The sequence below is a fragment of the Pseudomonas sp. RW3S2 genome (assembly GCF_014268955.1).
GTDB lineage: Bacteria > Pseudomonadota > Gammaproteobacteria > Pseudomonadales > Pseudomonadaceae > Aquipseudomonas > Aquipseudomonas wayambapalatensis.
The window spans coordinates 117,319-132,723 of sequence record NZ_JABWRM010000015.1; the positions used below are offsets into that span (position 1 = coordinate 117,319).

Genomic DNA, 15,405 nt, shown 5'->3' on the forward strand with positions numbered 1-15,405 from the left:
GCCGAATCGAACACGGCCAGGTCGATGACCTGGTCGGCTGTAGCCGCTTAAGGACCGACGTTGCAATGTTGACCATCGCGCTTTCAAAAGGCCGTATTCTCGACGATACCCTGCCGCTGCTGGCCGAGGCCGGTATCGTGCCGACCGAGAATCCGGACAAGAGCCGCAAGCTGATCATCCCCACCACGCAGGACGATGTGCGCCTGCTCATCGTGCGTGCCACCGACGTGCCGACCTATGTCGAGCATGGTGCCGCCGACCTGGGTGTGGCCGGCAAGGACGTGTTGATGGAATACGGCGGCCAGGGCCTGTACGAGCCGCTCGACCTGCAGATCGCCAAGTGCAAGTTGATGACCGCTGGTGTCGTCGGCGCACCCGAGCCCAAGGGGCGTCTGCGTGTGGCCACCAAGTTCGTCAACGTAGCCAAGCGCTACTACGCTGAACAAGGCCGCCAGGTCGACATCATCAAGCTCTATGGCTCCATGGAACTGGCCCCCCTGATCAACCTCGCCGACAAGATCATCGACGTGGTGGATACCGGCAACACCCTGCGCGCCAATGGCCTGGAGCCACAGGAGCTGATCGCCACGATCAGTTCGCGCCTGGTGGTGAACAAGGCCTCCATGAAGATGCAGCACGCCCGTATCCAGAGTCTCATCGACACCCTGCGCAAGGCTGTCGAATCGCGACACCGCGGCTGACTTCTGCGCGCGACCTTCGCTGTCGCGCCCGTCTATCCGCGTCATAGCCACTTTTCTCGGGTGCCCGCGCGGATGGACTGGTAGCCTAGGGCGCCTGAGCATTCGCCAATAAAACGAGGCCCTCGTCATGACCGTGTCCACTGCAATTGCCCGTCTCAACGCCGCTGATCCGGATTTCGCGCGACATCTGGATCATCTGCTGAGCTGGGAAAGCGTGTCCGATGACGCGGTCAACCAGCGGGTTCTCGACATCATCAAGGCCGTTCGCGAGCGTGGCGATGCGGCGCTGGTGGAGTTCACCCAGCGTTTCGATGGCGTTGATGCCAAGTCCATCGATGACCTGATCCTTGGTCGCGAGCGCCTGGAACTGGCCCTGACCCGCATTTCCGCAGCCCAGCGCGAGGCGCTGGAAACCGCCGCCAATCGCGTGCGCAGCTACCACGAGCGGCAGAAACAGGACTCCTGGCAGTACACCGAAGCCGATGGCACCGTGCTCGGCCAGAAAGTCACCCCGCTCGATCGCGCAGGGCTGTATGTGCCTGGTGGCAAGGCGTCGTACCCGTCGTCGGTACTGATGAATGCCATCCCCGCCAAGGTCGCCGGTGTCGGCGAGGTGGTCATGGTGGTGCCGACCCCGCGTGGAGAAATCAACGAACTGGTGCTGGCTGCAGCCTGCATCGCCGGTGTCGACCGCGTGTTCACCGTCGGTGGCGCCCAGGCAGTCGCGGCGTTGGCCTATGGCACCGAGAGCGTGCCGCAGGTCGACAAGATCGTCGGTCCCGGCAATATCTACGTAGCCACCGCCAAGCGTCACGTGTTCGGCCAGGTTGGCATCGACATGATCGCCGGGCCGTCGGAAATTCTCGTGGTATGTGATGGCCAGACCGACCCGGATTGGATCGCCATGGACCTGTTCTCCCAGGCTGAGCACGATGAAGACGCCCAGGCAATCCTGGTCAGCCCCGATGCGGCTTTCCTCGACCGCGTGGCGGCCAGCATCGGCAAGCTGCTGCCAACCATGGAGCGCGCCGAGATCATCGAGAAGTCGATCAACGGCCGAGGCGCCCTGATCCAGGTGCGTGACATGCAGCAGGCCATCGAGGTCGCCAACCGCATCGCCCCCGAGCACCTCGAACTGTCGGTCGCCGACCCGCAGGCCTGGTTGCCGCAGATCCGTCATGCCGGCGCGATCTTCATGGGCCGCCACACCAGCGAGGCCCTGGGTGACTACTGCGCAGGTCCCAACCACGTGTTGCCGACCTCCGGCACCGCGCGGTTCTCCTCGCCTCTGGGGGTGTATGACTTCCAGAAGCGTTCGTCGATCATCTTCTGCTCCGAGCAGGGCGCGTCCGAGCTCGGTCACACTGCATCCGTACTGGCCCGCGGCGAGTCGCTGACCGCCCACGCCCGTAGCGCCGAATACCGCATCCTCAACGAGAAGGGGAACTGAACATGAGTCGATTCTGGAGCCCCTTCGTCAAGGACCTGGTGCCTTACGTGCCGGGCGAGCAACCCAAGCTGGCACGCCTGGTCAAGCTCAATACCAACGAAAACCCCTATGGGCCTTCGCCCAAGGCGCTGGAGGCCATGCGTGGCGAGTTGAGCGACAACCTGCGCCTTTACCCCGATCCGAACAGCGACCGGCTCAAGCAGGCCGTGGCTGACTACTACCAGGTCACCCCGCAGCAGGTCTTCGTCGGTAATGGTTCGGACGAAGTGCTGGCGCACATCTTCCACGGCCTGTTCCAGCACGGCGCGCCGCTGCTGTTCCCGGATATCAGCTACAGCTTCTATCCGGTGTATTGCGGCTTGTATGGTATCGACTTCGAGCAGGTAGCGCTGGACGAGCAGTTCCAGATCCGCATCGAGGACTATGAAAAACCAAACGCCGGGATCATCTTCCCCAACCCCAACGCACCGACCGGCTGTCTGTTGCCGCTCGAGGCGATCGAGCAGTTGCTAAAGGCCAATCGCGACTCGGTGGTGGTAGTGGACGAAGCCTACATCGACTTTGGCGGCGAAACCGCCATTGCCCTGGTGGACCGCTACGACAACCTGCTGGTGACCCAGACCCTGTCCAAGTCGCGCTCGCTGGCTGGCCTGCGGGTGGGGCTGGCAGTGGGGCACCCGGACCTGATCGAGGCGCTGGAGCGGATCAAGAACAGCTTCAACTCCTATCCGCTGGATCGCATGGCGATCGTCGGCGCGGCGGTGGCGTTCGAAGATCGCGCTTATTTCGACGAGACCTGCCGCAAGGTCATCGACAGCCGCGAGGCACTGGTCGAGCAGTTGACGGCGCGGGGCTTCGAGGTGTTGCCATCGGCGGCCAACTTCATCTTCGCCCGTCACCCGCAACAGGACGCGGCTGAACTGGCGGCGCGTCTGCGTGAGCAGGGTGTGATCGTGCGGCACTTCAAGCAGGCCCGGATTGCGCAGTTCCTGCGGATCACCGTAGGGACGCCGGAGATGAACCAGGCGTTGATCGATGCGTTGAACGGATAGTTCGCGGCGTCTCTATCGCGGGGCAGGTCGGATCGCTGCATTGCCACTCCGACTTGCCCCGCGATGCTTTTCAGCGCTATTGTCACAAGTTGTAAATTCATCCGATGACTGGACGTTAATATGTCCCTGTTGATCAAGCGCTCCCTGGTGGAGCAAGCCGTGGACCAATTGCGCGAGCGCATCGCCCAGGGCGCATGGGCTGTGGGGCAGCGTCTGCCTACCGAGCCGGAACTGGCCCTGGAGCTGGGCATCAGCCGCAATACCGTGCGTGAGGCCATGCGCGTGCTGGCCTTCAGTGGTCTGGTCGAAGTGCGCCAGGGCGATGGCAGTTACCTGCGCGCCGCCCAAGACCCCTTGCAGGCGGTGCAGGCCATCTCGCGCTGCACGGTCGAGCAGGCTCGCGAGACCCGCTGCATCCTCGAAGCCGAGGCTATCGGCCTCGCCGCCTTGCGGCGTACCGACGATGATCTGCGCGGCTTGCGCGAGGCCCTGGAGCACAGTTGCGGGCACTTCCACGGCGACCTGGACACCTATGTGGCCTGTGACCTGGTGTTCCACCAGCGCCTGGTGGACGCTGCGCACAACCCCGCACTGAGCGAGTTGTACCGCTACTTTTCCAGCGTCGTCGCTGCAGCGGTCCAGCACAACATGAGTGCGCTTCCCCGCAGTCAACGGGTGTTCGATCTGCACGTGCAGATCCTCGACGCCATCGAACAACGCGACCCGGACACGGCCAAGCGCCTGAGCCGGGCCCTCATCGAATCCTGAGCCCGAGTGCCCCATGCCTGAACAACTGACGCCCAACCGTTCCAAGCACGACCCCGAACTCGATGAACTGCTGATCGATGCCGAGGCCGACGACGAACAGGTCCAGCAGCAACCGGTGGTGCTGCGTCGACCTTGGTTGCTGCTGCTGGGGCTGGGGCTGGTCGCGCTGAACCTGCGCCCGGCGCTGTCGAGCATGGCGCCAGTGCTGGGCCAGGTGTCCGAGGGCCTGGGCCTCAATGCGTCCGCTGCAGGTCTGCTGACGACCTTGCCGGTCCTGTGCCTGGGCCTGTTCGCACCGCTGGCGCCGATCCTGGCGCGTCGTTTCGGCAGCGAGCGGGTGATTCTGGGCATCCTCCTGACCCTGGCGCTGGGGATCCTGTTGCGCAGTGCGCTCGGTGCGACCGGTGTGTTCGTCGGCAGCCTGATCGCCGGTGCCAGCATCGGCATCATCGGCGTGCTGCTGCCGGGTATCGTCAAGCGTGACTTCCCGGCTCACGCCGGCACCCTGACGGGCGTCTACACCATGGCCCTGTGCTTCGGTGCAGCGATGGCCGCAGGCAGCACCGTGCCCTTGAGCCGGTACTTCGGCGACAGTTGGGCCATGGGGCTGGGCTTCTGGCTGCTACCGGCGCTGCTGGCGATGCTGGTGTGGTCGCCCCAGGCGCGCAATGGACATGGTGCGCACCAGGTGGCCTATCGGGTACGCGGGCTGTGGCGTGATCGGCTGGCCTGGCAGGTGACCCTGTACATGGGGTTGCAGTCCTCGCTGGCCTACATCGTGTTCGGCTGGCTGCCGTCGATTCTCATCGGTCGTGGGCTGAGCCCCACGGAAGCTGGGCTGGTGCTCTCGGGGTCGGTGCTGGTGCAGTTGATCAGTTCGCTCAGTGCGCCTTGGCTGGCGACCCGCGGCAAGGACCAGCGCCTGGCGATCGTGGTGGTGATGCTGGTCACCCTCGGTGGTCTGTTCGGATGCCTGTATGCGCCGATCTCGGGGCTGTGGGGTTGGGCGATACTGCTGGGGCTGGGGCAAGGCGGTACCTTCGCTCTGGCCCTGACCCTGATCGTGTTGCGCTCGAAGGATTCGCACGTGGCGGCGAACCTTTCGAGCATGGCCCAGGGGGTCGGCTACACGCTGGCTTCGATGGGCCCGTTCGCTGTCGGCCTGGTACATGACCTCACCGGCGGCTGGGCAGCGGTCGGCTGGATTTTCGCGGTACTGGGGCTGGGGGCGATCGTCTTTGGCCTGGGCGCTGGGCGGGCACTGCATGTGCAGGTCGTTAGCGAACGGGTGTGAAGCCGGTACGAGGCTGGATGCATTCATGGCGCAAATGACCATGGCGCGAAGGCGTGGCGCGGATTATCGTGCAGCTCTCGATTCCCAGGACGGACCTGCCCCATGAGCGACGCCAACAGCGCCCTGATCACCCGTTTCTACCAGGCGTTCCAGCGCCTGGACGCCGAGGCCATGGTGGCCTGCTACAGCGATGACATCGTCTTCAGCGATCCGGCCTTCGGTACTTTGCGCGGCCAGGATGTGGGCGATATGTGGCGGATGCTGACCACTCGCGCCAAAGACTTCTCCCTGACCTTCGACAGCGTGCACGCGGACGCACGGGGTGGCAGTGCCCATTGGGTCGCCACTTACCTGTTCAGCCAGACCGGACGCACCGTAGTCAATGATATCCAGGCTCGTTTCGTGTTTCGCGACGGCTTGATCTGCCAGCATGACGACAGCTTCGACCTGTGGCGTTGGTCGCGCCAAGCCCTTGGTACGCCCGGCCTGTTGCTGGGATGGAGTCCCCTGGTCAGAAACAAGGTCCGCCAGCAGGCCAACAAGGGCCTGCGGGCATTTCAGGCGCGCTGAGCGTCTTTTCAGGACGTGGGAACCGCCTGCTCTTTGCTGTGATAGCTGAATGTGGCCTTGTCGTGGGCCTGCAGGGGCATGCGGATGCGAATGATCGGGATGTAGGTGCCGTAGGTCCTGTGCCAGTCCTTCTGGTCGGCCTGTGCCTGCTCGAGCGCCCCCCACATGCCTTCGATATGGAAGAACGACTGGATCGGCAGTCTGTGGGACTGGTCTTCCTCCCAAGCCTGAACGATGACTTCGTTCCAAGGGAATGGCAGTTCGGAGGCGAACATTCGCTGTGCCATCAGACTCTGGTAAAAGGCTTCGGCGCGCTCGCTCTTGCGGGTGTCACGGACATCGAATGCGCATTGGCGTCTGTAGTCCCCGGTGCGGCGGAACTGGTCGATCCAGGCCTGCGCGGTCATGATGCCTTGCTCGTGGCACAGGCGTTCGTTGAAGGTAGTTTCGCTGTTGTTGCCACACCCTTGTTGTTCACGGGTCCAGGTATCGCCATCGGTTGGCCAGGCGCACAGCACTTGATAGCTGATCGACCCTGCCGGGCGCTGCATGCGCGGGTACAGGGTAAAGCCGCTGCGGGCGTCGGCAGCCAGACGCGTGATTGGCAGATCGGCGCGCAGATAGGAGAACGAGACGCCGCCTTTTTCCTTGTTGTTCGGGCTATGATGCCAGGTGTGGTATTTGGGGGAGGGTTTGGTCGCGCGAATCAGTACGCCCGAACAGCCGTGGGCCGGAATGGCCGAGCCCCCGCAGTCAATCAGTGCGGCATCATAGTTTTCCTGCATCTGTGCAGCGGTTCGCTGCCCCAGGGACGCCTGGGCCAAATGTGAGGTCAGCAGCGCAGCTGCGGCCAGGAGCAGCCGGGAAGATTCTTTCAACATGGTAGAGCCCTCGAGATGGATGGGCTCTCCAAACTAATGACACTCAGGATCCCTGTGGTGAGTGAAGAGATTCCCGAACGGGAGGCCAAACCCTGGTACGTCTACCTCGTGCGGGCGGCCAATGGCTCGTTGTATTGCGGCATCAGTGACGATCCGCAGCGACGCTTCCAGAAGCATCGGAAAGGGCAGGGCGCACGTTATTTCAAGACCAGTCCGGCGCAGGCGCTGGTCTATGTCGAGCAGTGGCCGGACAAGGGCGAGGCCTTGCGCCAGGAACGGCTGGTGAAAAAACTGCGCAAGTCGGCAAAGGAGGCGCTGGTCGCCTCCTTTACTGTTGGCGAGGTGTAGCGGGGGCGTGATCAGTCCTTGCGGCGTTTGAGCTGGTCGACCAGTTGGGTCGGCAAGCCTTTGATCACCAGGGTTCCGGCTTCTTCGTCATATTCGATCTTCGAGCCCAGCAGGTGGGCCTCGAAGCTGATCGACAGGCCCTCGGCGCGGCCGGTGAAACGGCGGAACTGGTTGAGGGTGCGTTTGTCCGCGGGGATTTCCGGCGACAGGCCGTAGTCCTTGTTGCGAATATGGTCGAAGAACGCTTTGGGGCGGTCCTCGTCGATCAGGCTCGACAGTTCCTCCAGGGTGATCGGCTCGCCCTGCTTGGTCTGGCTGGTGGCGTAGTCCACCAGGGTCTGGGTCTTCTCGCGCGCAGCCTCTTCGGGGAGGTCTTCGCTTTCGACGAAGTCGCTGAAGGCCTTGAGTAACGTGCGGGTTTCGCCCGGGCCGTCGACACCCTCCTGGCAGCCGATGAAGTCGCGGAAGTAATCCGACACCTTCTTGCCATTCTTGCCCTTGATAAAGGAAATGTACTGCTTCGAGTGCTGATTGTTCTTCCACTCGGACAGGTTGATTCGCGCGGCCAGATGCAGTTGGCCCAGGTCCAGGTGCCGCGACGGGGTGACGTCCAGTTCGGCGTTCACTGCCACGCCTTCGCTGTGGTGCAGCAGGGCGATGACCAGGTATTCGGTCATGCCTTGCTGGTAATGGGCGAACAGCACGTGACCGCCGGTGGACAGGTTCGACTCTTCCATCAGCTTCTGCAGGTGCTCGACCGCGATGCGGCTGAAAGTGGTGAAGTCCTTTTCCCCTTCCTGATACTGCTTGAGCCAGCCGCTGAGCGGATAGGCGCCGGACTCTCCGTGGAAGAAGCCCCAGGCTTTGCCTTGTTTGGCGTTATAGCTGTCGTTGAGGTCGGCCAGGAGGTTCTCGATGGCGTCCGACGCCGCCAGCTCGGTGTCTCGCGCATGGAGCACGGCGGGGCTGCCATCGGGCTTCTTGTCGATCAGGTGAACGATGCAATGACGGATTGGCATGGAATTCTCTGAAAGGGTGGGCGGAGCGAAACCGCGCTGCAAAGTGGCTCAGTTTACCGCAGCGCAGGGGTGATGCAGTGGCCAGATGTTGGCGGAAATGTCAGTTGTTCGTTTTTTGTTCAAAAATCTGCGTTTTTCGGGCAACCCCCCGAAAAACCTGAATAAAATCACGGTCGACAGCGGATATTTCCTGATTCCTGTGTTAGCTTTGCGCCGTCTTGCGCCCCTTGGGGTGGCGCATTGCTGGCAGCTCGCTTGCGTCGTGTCGAACCAAACGCTGATTTTCGTATCTACATACGCGATTGGCGAGGCTCGCCGGACCTTCCGCGCAGCCCGATAACGATGAAGCACGCTGCATACCTCTGATTTGATAGGGAAGGAACACCACCATGGCATTGACCAAAGACCAACTGATTGCCGACATCGCCGAAGCCATCGACGCGCCGAAAACCACCGCGCGCAACGCTCTGGAGCAACTGGGCCAGATCGTCGCCGACCAACTGGAAAACGGCGCTGAAATCACCCTGCCAGGCATCGGCAAGCTGAAAGTCTCCGAGCGTCCTGCCCGTACTGGCCGCAACCCTTCGACTGGCGCTGCCATCGAAATCGCTGCCAAGAAAGTCGTCAAGTTCGTACCGGCCAAGGTCCTGAACGACGCCATCAACAAGTAATTGTCGATGCTTCATTGAAACCGCGCCCGGCTTGTCCGGGCGCGGTTTTTTCATGCCTGTGCCTTGCCCCGCGCGGCATGCCAGGCGCCGCGCATGGCGTCGTCCTGGAAGCTCCAGGCCACCATGCGGCTCTGTTTCTGGCCCTGGCCCATCTCGACGATGCGCTGGGCTTTCACGCCTGCTTTCTTGAGCACCGCTTCGATACCCGGCAGATTGCCGGCCTTGGACACCAGGCTGGTGAACCACAGCACCTGCCCGCCGTACTGCACGCTTTCGTTCACCAGTTGGGTGACGAAGCGGATCTCACCGCCTTCGCACCACAACTCGTTGTTCTGCCCACCGAAGTTCAGCACCGGTAGCTTGCGGCTGGGGTCCTGCTTGCCCAGGTTCTTCCATTTGCGCTGGCTGCCACGGGTGGCCTCCTCGCGCGAACTGTGGAAGGGTGGGTTGCACAGGGTCAGGTCGAAGCGCTCGTCGTCCTGCAGCAGGCCGCTGAGGATGTGCTTGCGGTTGGCCTGCTGGCGCAGGGTGATGGCCTTGGTCAGGCCATTGGCCTGGACGATCGCCTTGGCCGAAGCCAGCGCCGTGGCGTCGATATCCGAGCCGAGGAAGCGCCAGCGGTAGTCGCTATGGCCGAGCAGCGGGTAGATGCAGTTGGCGCCGACGCCGACGTCCAGCGCGCGCACCTGGGCGCCGCGTGGCACTTGCCCGCCGTTGTCTTCGGCCAGCAAGTCGGCCAGCACATGGATGTAGTCGGCCCGCCCAGGGATCGGCGGGCACAGGTAGTCAGCGGGGATGTCCCAGTGCTGGATGCCGTACTGGGCCTTGAGCAAGGCACGGTTGAACACCCGCACGGCCTCGGGGTTGGCGAAATCGATGCTGGGTTTGCCGTGGGGGTTGGTCAGGGTGAAGCGGCCAAGGTCCGGGTGCGCCTTGATCAGCGCGGGGAAGTCGTAGCGGCCCTGGTGGCGGTTGCGCGGGTGCAGGGTGGGTTTATTCTGGGTCATGCTCGTGTCCGGTGTTGCGTGCACTGGCCAGAGGCCGCAGGGCGGCCCATTCGCGGCCAAGGCCGCTCCCACAGGATAGTGGGGCTCCTTGAAGGCAGCCCATTCCTGCGGGAGCGGCCTTGGCCGCGAACGAGGGCGGAGCCCTCGCCGGTCAGTTCAGCAATGTCAGGTTACAGCGCTGCAATCCGCGCATGCTGCTCGGTGAAGTTGGCCAGGGCCTGTTCGGACTCGGCCAACTTCGCGCGTTCCTTCTCGATCACCGCAGGTGGTGCCTTGTCGACGAAGGCGGCGTTGGACAGCTTGCCGCCGACACGCTGGACCTCGCCCTGCAGGCGCTGGATTTCCTTGTTCAGGCGTGCAAGCTCGGCATCCTTGTCGATCAGGCCGGCCATCGGCACCAGCACCTGCAGATCGCCCACCAGTGCGGTGGCCGACAGCGGTGCTTCATCCTGTTCGCCGAGTACGGTGAAGGTCTCGACCTTGGCCAGCTTCTTGAGCAGCGCTTCGTTTTCCTGCAGGCGACGCTGGTCGTCGGCATTGGCGTTCTTCAGGAACAGCGGCAGCGGCTTGCCCGGGCCGATGTTCATCTCGGCGCGGATATTGCGCAGGCCGACCATCAGCTCCTTGAGCCATTCGATGTCGCCTTCGGCGCCAGAATCGATGCGGCTCTCATTGGCCACCGGCCAAGGCTGCAGCATGATGGTCTTGCCCTGGACGCCCGCCAGCGGAGCGATGCGCTGCCAGATCTCTTCGGTGATGAACGGCATGAACGGATGCGCCAGGCGCAGTATCACTTCCAGCACGCGGACCAGGGTGCGGCGGGTGCCGCGGGCGCGTTCGACCGGAGCGTTCTCGTCCCACAGTACCGGCTTGGACAGCTCCAGGTACCAGTCGCAGTACTGGTTCCAGACGAACTCGTACAGTGCCTGGCTGGCCAGGTCGAAGCGGAACTGCTCGAGCTGGCGGGTCACTTCGGCTTCGGTGCGTTGCAGTTGCGAGATGATCCAGCGATCGGCCAGCGACAGCTCGTAGGCCTCGCCGTTCTGGCCGCAGTCCTCGCCCTTGTCCAGCACGTAGCGGGCGGCATTCCAGATCTTGTTGCAGAAGTTGCGGTAGCCTTCGACGCGGCCCATGTCGAACTTGATGTCACGGCCGGTAGAGGCCAGCGAGCAGAAGGTGAAGCGCAGGGCGTCGGTGCCGTAGCTGGCGATACCTTCGGGGAACTCCGCCTTGGTCTGCTTGGCGATCTTCTCGGCAAGCTTGGGCTGCATCATGCCGCTGGTGCGTTTTTCCAGCAGCGCTTCAAGCGTGATGCCGTCGACGATGTCCAGCGGGTCGAGCACGTTGCCCTTGGACTTGGACATTTTCTGGCCTTGGCCATCGCGCACCAGACCATGCACGTAGACGGTCTTGAACGGAACCTGCGGGGTGCCATCCTCGTTCTTGATCAGGTGCATGGTCAGCATGATCATCCGGGCGACCCAGAAGAAGATGATGTCGAAGCCTGTGACCAGTACGTCGGTGGAGTGGAATTTCTTCAGGAACTCGGTCTGCTCCGGCCAGCCGAGGGTGGAGAAGGTCCACAGGCCCGAACTGAACCAGGTGTCGAGCACGTCGTCGTCCTGGCGCAGGACCACATCGTTGCCCAGGCCATGCTTGGTCCGGACTTCTTCCTCGTTGCGGCCGACATAGACCTGGCCGGCCTCGTCGTACCACGCCGGGATGCGGTGGCCCCACCACAGCTGGCGGCTGATGCACCAGTCCTGGATGTCGCGCATCCAGGAGAAGTACATGTTCTCGTACTGTTTCGGCACGAACTGGATGCGACCGTCTTCCACCGCGGCGATTGCAGGCTCGGCCAGTGGCTTGGTGGAGACGTACCATTGGTCGGTCAGCCACGGCTCGATGACGGTACCCGAGCGGTCGCCCTTCGGCACTTTCAGGGCGTGGTCATCGACGCTGACCAGCAGGCCCTGGGCGTCCAGGTCGGCAACCATTTGCTTGCGCGCCACGAAGCGGTCGAGGCCGGCGTACTGGGCAGGCAGCGAGGTGTCGAGGTTTTCGTTGACGCTGCCGTCGAGGTTGAAGGCCTGGACCGCGGCGAGCACGGTGGCGTTCTTGTCGAAGATGTTCAGCAGCGGCAGGTTGTGGCGCTTGCCGACTTCATAGTCGTTGAAGTCGTGGGCCGGGGTGATCTTCACGCAGCCGGTGCCGAATTCTGGATCGCAGTAGTCGTCGGCGATGATCGGGATGCGGCGTCCGACCAGCGGCAGTTCGACGAACTTGCCGATCAGCGCCTGATAGCGCTCGTCGGTCGGGTTGACGGCAACGGCGACGTCACCGAGCAGGGTTTCCGGACGGGTGGTGGCGACGACCAGGTGGTCCTTGCCTTCGGCCGTGGTGGCGCCATCGGCCAGCGGGTAGCGCAGGTTCCACAGGTGGCCTTTCTCGTCGTGGTTTTCCACTTCGAGGTCGGAAATCGCGGTGTGCAGCTTGGTGTCCCAGTTGACCAGGCGCTTGCCGCGGTAGATCAGGCCGTCCTCGTGCAGGCGCACGAAGGCTTCCTTGACTGCCTCGGACAGGCCGTCATCCATGGTGAAGCGTTCGCGGCTCCAGTCGACCGACGAACCCAGGCGACGGATCTGGCGGCTGATGTTGCCACCGGATTGATCCTTCCACTCCCAGACCTTCTCCAGGAACTTTTCGCGGCCCAGGTCGTGACGGTTCTGGCCTTTCGCCTCGAGCTGGCGTTCTACCAGCATCTGCGTGGCGATGCCGGCGTGGTCGGTGCCAGGCTGCCACAGGGTGTCGCGCCCCTGCATGCGGCGGAAGCGGATCAGGGCGTCCATGATCGCGTTGTTGAACCCATGACCCATGTGCAGGCTGCCGGTCACGTTCGGCGGTGGGATCATGATGGTGTAGGACTCGCCTGCACCTTGCGGGGCGAAATAGTTCTCGGACTCCCAGGTGTTGTACCAGGAAGTTTCGATGGCGTGCGGCTGGTAGGTCTTATCCATGCGCGGGGGGACCCTTAGGCATTAATTCGGGAAAGCCGAGAAGTATACAACGGGCAAGGCGAAGGGGACATGGTGTCGTTAAGTTGCCGACGATGGCGTGCATTTCGCGGGCTTGCCCGCGAAAAGGACGCCGTAAAAGGCGAGTGTTACTCGGAACGCTTGATCAACCGTTCCATCCGCGCTTCAAGGCGACGCTTGACCTCGGTCTCGATGTGCGGAACGAAGTCGTTGATCACGTCCTGCATGATCGATTGCGCCGCAGCGCGCAGTTCGGTGTCCAGGTGCAGCAGGGTGTCCTGGCGGCGAGTCTGGGCATCCTCTATAGGTGCGCTGGCCGCGGACGGTTCGACGGCGCTTGGCGCTTTGCCGACCGGCTCATCGAGCAGCAGGGGAATCTGTTCGACCGTTTCGGTCAGCAGCGGCGGCTGCAGGTCGGCGTCGCCAAGCAGTTGGCGGATCGACTCGAGATCATCGAGCAGGTGGGCGGATTGGGTCAGTGAAGAGGGTTTGTCCATCGTCGTCAAAGTCGCTGTAAGCGGTGGTCTTGCAGAGCATAGCCCTGTTCGCGGTAGAAACGGAACCGCTCGCGGGCCAACTGGCGTATGGACGCCTCCTCGACAACGATCTCGGCGACCCGCTCGAACTGGCCGACGAACCCCGGCACATCGCCGCCCAGGTTGATCAGCAGGTCGCGGTGCTCGCCAGCCGTGCCACCAAGGCCCAGCGCGACACTGGCATCGGCATGTTGCTCGGCCAGGTCGTGCGGCACGAAGGCCTCGCCCTTGAAGCACCACAGGCGTTCGTCCAGTGCGTTTCGCTGTTCGTCGTCCTGGCAGTGCAGGTAGACCCGGTGGCCGAGGCGCCAGGCCTTTTCGCACAGCTTGCAGGCGAAATCCAGGCGTGCGGCGAGGGAGTCGGTGGGGAGGATGTAGAAGTCGACTTTGCCCATGGTCAGGTACGTTGAGCTGGAAGGTGGGTGTCCGTGACGGCCCTATCGCGGGGCGAGCCCGCTCCCACAGGTTCGCTGCAGTGCTGAAGCTGTGGGAGCGCGCTTGCCCGCGATAGGGTCGCCATGGTCTTACGTCATCAGATGCCCGCGCGGTCCAGCAGGTACTGGGTCAGCAGCGGAACCGGGCGGCCGGTGGCGCCCTTGTCCTTGCCACCGCTGACCCATGCGGTACCGGCGATGTCCAGGTGGGCCCAGCTGTAGTTCTTGGTGAAGCGCGACAGGAAGCAGCCCGCGGTGATGGTGCCGGCCTTGGGGCCGCCGATGTTGGCGATGTCGGCGAACGGGCTGTCCAGTTGTTCCTGGTACTCGTCGAACAGCGGCAGTTGCCAGGCGCGGTCGTCGGCGCGCTTGCCGGCGTCGAGCAACTGGCCGACCAGGTCGTCGTTGTTGCCCATCAGGCCCGAGGTGTGGCTGCCAAGGGCAACGATGCAAGCGCCGGTGAGGGTGGCGATGTCGATCACCGCCTGCGGTTTGAAGCGCTCGGCGTAGGTCAGCGTATCGCACAGCACCAGACGGCCTTCGGCGTCGGTGTTGAGGATCTCGACGGTCTGGCCGCTCATGGTGGTGACGATGTCGCCCGGGCGAGTCGCGCCGCCGCTGGGCATGTTTTCGGCGCACGCCAGCAGGCACACCAGGTTGATCGGCAACTGCAGTTCGAGCACCGCGCGCAGGGTGCCGAACACGCTGGCGGCACCGCCCATGTCGTACTTCATCTCATCCATGCCGGCGCCGGGCTTGAGGCTGATGCCGCCGGTGTCGAAGGTGATGCCCTTGCCGACCAGCACGAACGGCTTGTCGGTCTTCTTGGCACCTTGGTACTGCATGACGATCAGCCGTGGCGGCTGGTCGCTGCCCTGGCCAACGGCATAGAACGCGCCCATGCCCAGGTCCTTGATCTTCTTCTCGTCGAGTACTTCGACCTTCAGGCCCTTGTGCGCCTTGCCCAGTTCCTTGGCCTGCTCGGCGAGGAAGCTCGGGTGGCAGATGTTCGGCGGCAGATTGCCCAGGTCGCGGGTCAGGCTCATGCCGGTGGTGATCGCGGTAGCATGCTTGACCGCGCGCTCGACTTCAGCCTGGCCGGCCTTGTCGGCGAGCAGGGTGACTTTCTTCAGGGCGCGCGGTTCGGCCTTCTGGCTCTTGAAACGGTCGAACACATAGGCGCCGTCGAGCAGGGTTTCGGCCAGCAGGCGATATTTGCCGTAATGACCGTCGCGGTTGGCCACGGCGATGTCGTCCAGGGCCAGCACGGCGTCACCGCCTGCCAGGTTGCGCAGCACGCCGGCAACGCTGGCGATCAGCTTGCGCCAGGCTCGATCGCCCAGCGCTTCATCCTTGCCGCTGCCAACCAGCAGTACGCGCTCGGCCTTGAGGCCCGGCAGGCTCTGCAGCAGCAGGGTCTGGCCCGGCTTGCCGGCCAGGTCGCCGCGCTTGAGGATGGCGCTGATGGCGCCATCGGTCGCCTGATCAACGGCCTTGGCCACGTTGCCAAGCTTGCGGCCTTCACCGACTGGCACGACCAGGGTGGCGGTTTTCACGGATGCTGCGGCTACGGTCTTTACAACCAGTTCCATGTCAGGTTCCCCGAATGATCTCTGTTGTTGGCCACTGCCGCACACGG

Annotated in this window: 15 protein-coding genes; 8 read left to right on the plus strand and 7 right to left on the minus strand. The window is 63.4% G+C overall.

The window, feature by feature from the left end:
- The first annotated feature begins 65 nt into the window (after positions 1 to 65).
- The 6 genes from hisG (at position 66) to HU748_RS20450 (ending at position 5,835) form a co-directional block, all read left to right on the plus strand.
- Complete coding sequence (gene hisG, locus HU748_RS20425; RefSeq protein ID WP_186667866.1) at positions 66 to 701, plus strand: ATP phosphoribosyltransferase; 636 nt, start codon at positions 66 to 68, stop codon at positions 699 to 701.
- Between the two features lie 127 nt (positions 702 to 828).
- Positions 829 to 2,151 carry a histidinol dehydrogenase gene (gene hisD / locus HU748_RS20430; RefSeq protein WP_186667868.1) on the plus strand — a complete coding sequence of 441 codons (1,323 nt, stop codon included), beginning with the start codon at positions 829 to 831 and terminating at the stop codon, positions 2,149 to 2,151.
- 2 nt (positions 2,152 to 2,153) lie between these two features.
- On the plus strand, positions 2,154 to 3,203 hold the full coding sequence (hisC, locus tag HU748_RS20435) for a histidinol-phosphate transaminase (RefSeq protein WP_186721689.1): 1,050 nt from the start codon (positions 2,154 to 2,156) through the stop codon (positions 3,201 to 3,203).
- Between the two features lie 120 nt (positions 3,204 to 3,323).
- The gene (locus HU748_RS20440; RefSeq protein WP_186667872.1) at positions 3,324 to 3,971 is read left to right on the plus strand and encodes a FadR/GntR family transcriptional regulator; all 648 of its coding nucleotides are present in this window, start codon (positions 3,324 to 3,326) and stop codon (positions 3,969 to 3,971) included.
- Between the two features lie 13 nt (positions 3,972 to 3,984).
- Positions 3,985 to 5,265, plus strand: a complete 1,281-nt coding sequence (locus tag HU748_RS20445) for an MFS transporter (RefSeq protein WP_186721691.1) — start codon at positions 3,985 to 3,987, stop codon at positions 5,263 to 5,265.
- Between the two features lie 102 nt (positions 5,266 to 5,367).
- Positions 5,368 to 5,835 (plus strand): nuclear transport factor 2 family protein, encoded by a 468-nt coding sequence (locus HU748_RS20450; RefSeq protein ID WP_186721693.1) that lies wholly within the window; start codon positions 5,368 to 5,370, stop codon positions 5,833 to 5,835.
- Between the two features lie 8 nt (positions 5,836 to 5,843).
- Here HU748_RS20450 and HU748_RS20455 read toward each other — a convergent pair whose 3' ends face one another.
- Positions 5,844 to 6,716, minus strand: a complete 873-nt coding sequence (locus HU748_RS20455; RefSeq protein ID WP_186667879.1) for a hypothetical protein — start codon at positions 6,714 to 6,716, stop codon at positions 5,844 to 5,846.
- Positions 6,717 to 6,773: 57 nt separating this feature from the next.
- Between HU748_RS20455 and HU748_RS20460 the strand changes: the two genes are divergently transcribed.
- Positions 6,774 to 7,064 carry a GIY-YIG nuclease family protein gene (locus HU748_RS20460; RefSeq protein ID WP_288374342.1) on the plus strand — a complete coding sequence of 97 codons (291 nt, stop codon included), beginning with the start codon at positions 6,774 to 6,776 and terminating at the stop codon, positions 7,062 to 7,064.
- An 11-nt stretch (positions 7,065 to 7,075) separates the two neighbouring features.
- On the opposite strand, the gene yejK is transcribed toward HU748_RS20460, so the two are convergent.
- Positions 7,076 to 8,083: a nucleoid-associated protein YejK gene (gene yejK / locus HU748_RS20465; RefSeq protein ID WP_186721695.1), complete on the minus strand. Its 1,008-nt coding sequence runs from the start codon at positions 8,081 to 8,083 to the stop codon at positions 7,076 to 7,078.
- Between the two features lie 389 nt (positions 8,084 to 8,472).
- Between yejK and HU748_RS20470 the strand changes: the two genes are divergently transcribed.
- Entirely contained in the window at positions 8,473 to 8,754 is a 282-nt protein-coding gene (locus HU748_RS20470) for an HU family DNA-binding protein (RefSeq protein ID WP_054894359.1), read from the plus strand.
- A gap of 50 nt (positions 8,755 to 8,804) precedes the next feature.
- Here HU748_RS20470 and rlmF read toward each other — a convergent pair whose 3' ends face one another.
- The 5 genes from rlmF to HU748_RS20495 all read right to left on the minus strand — a co-directional run bounded on the left by rlmF (position 8,805) and on the right by HU748_RS20495 (position 15,358).
- Positions 8,805 to 9,761: a 23S rRNA (adenine(1618)-N(6))-methyltransferase RlmF gene (rlmF, locus tag HU748_RS20475; protein ID WP_186667882.1), complete on the minus strand. Its 957-nt coding sequence runs from the start codon at positions 9,759 to 9,761 to the stop codon at positions 8,805 to 8,807.
- 170 nt (positions 9,762 to 9,931) lie between these two features.
- On the minus strand, positions 9,932 to 12,778 hold the full coding sequence (locus HU748_RS20480; RefSeq protein ID WP_186721697.1) for a valine--tRNA ligase: 2,847 nt from the start codon (positions 12,776 to 12,778) through the stop codon (positions 9,932 to 9,934).
- Between the two features lie 146 nt (positions 12,779 to 12,924).
- Complete coding sequence (locus HU748_RS20485; RefSeq protein ID WP_186667893.1) at positions 12,925 to 13,293, minus strand: DNA polymerase III subunit chi; 369 nt, start codon at positions 13,291 to 13,293, stop codon at positions 12,925 to 12,927.
- A 5-nt stretch (positions 13,294 to 13,298) separates the two neighbouring features.
- The gene (locus tag HU748_RS20490; protein ID WP_186721699.1) at positions 13,299 to 13,727 is read right to left on the minus strand and encodes a DNA polymerase III subunit chi; all 429 of its coding nucleotides are present in this window, start codon (positions 13,725 to 13,727) and stop codon (positions 13,299 to 13,301) included.
- Between the two features lie 137 nt (positions 13,728 to 13,864).
- Positions 13,865 to 15,358, minus strand: coding sequence for a leucyl aminopeptidase (locus HU748_RS20495; RefSeq protein ID WP_186721701.1), 1,494 nt, complete (start codon positions 15,356 to 15,358; stop codon positions 13,865 to 13,867).
- Positions 15,359 to 15,405 lie beyond the last annotated feature (47 nt).

Bases quoted from the DNA above. Each gene is read 5' to 3' on its own strand.
- hisG (WP_186667866.1), top strand. From the start codon at position 66: ATGTTGACCATCGCGCTTTCAAAAGGCCGTATTCTCGACGATACCCTG.
- hisD (WP_186667868.1), top strand. From the start codon at position 829: ATGACCGTGTCCACTGCAATTGCCCGTCTCAACGCCGCTGATCCGGAT.
- hisC (WP_186721689.1), top strand. From the start codon at position 2,154: ATGAGTCGATTCTGGAGCCCCTTCGTCAAGGACCTGGTGCCTTACGTG.
- HU748_RS20440 (WP_186667872.1), top strand. From the start codon at position 3,324: ATGTCCCTGTTGATCAAGCGCTCCCTGGTGGAGCAAGCCGTGGACCAA.
- HU748_RS20445 (WP_186721691.1), top strand. From the start codon at position 3,985: ATGCCTGAACAACTGACGCCCAACCGTTCCAAGCACGACCCCGAACTC.
- HU748_RS20450 (WP_186721693.1), top strand. From the start codon at position 5,368: ATGAGCGACGCCAACAGCGCCCTGATCACCCGTTTCTACCAGGCGTTC.
- HU748_RS20455 (WP_186667879.1), bottom strand. From the start codon at position 6,716: ATGTTGAAAGAATCTTCCCGGCTGCTCCTGGCCGCAGCTGCGCTGCTG.
- yejK (WP_186721695.1), bottom strand. From the start codon at position 8,083: ATGCCAATCCGTCATTGCATCGTTCACCTGATCGACAAGAAGCCCGAT.
- HU748_RS20470 (WP_054894359.1), top strand. From the start codon at position 8,473: ATGGCATTGACCAAAGACCAACTGATTGCCGACATCGCCGAAGCCATC.
- rlmF (WP_186667882.1), bottom strand. From the start codon at position 9,761: ATGACCCAGAATAAACCCACCCTGCACCCGCGCAACCGCCACCAGGGC.
- HU748_RS20480 (WP_186721697.1), bottom strand. From the start codon at position 12,778: ATGGATAAGACCTACCAGCCGCACGCCATCGAAACTTCCTGGTACAAC.
- HU748_RS20485 (WP_186667893.1), bottom strand. From the start codon at position 13,293: ATGGACAAACCCTCTTCACTGACCCAATCCGCCCACCTGCTCGATGAT.
- HU748_RS20490 (WP_186721699.1), bottom strand. From the start codon at position 13,727: ATGGGCAAAGTCGACTTCTACATCCTCCCCACCGACTCCCTCGCCGCA.
- HU748_RS20495 (WP_186721701.1), bottom strand. From the start codon at position 15,358: ATGGAACTGGTTGTAAAGACCGTAGCCGCAGCATCCGTGAAAACCGCC.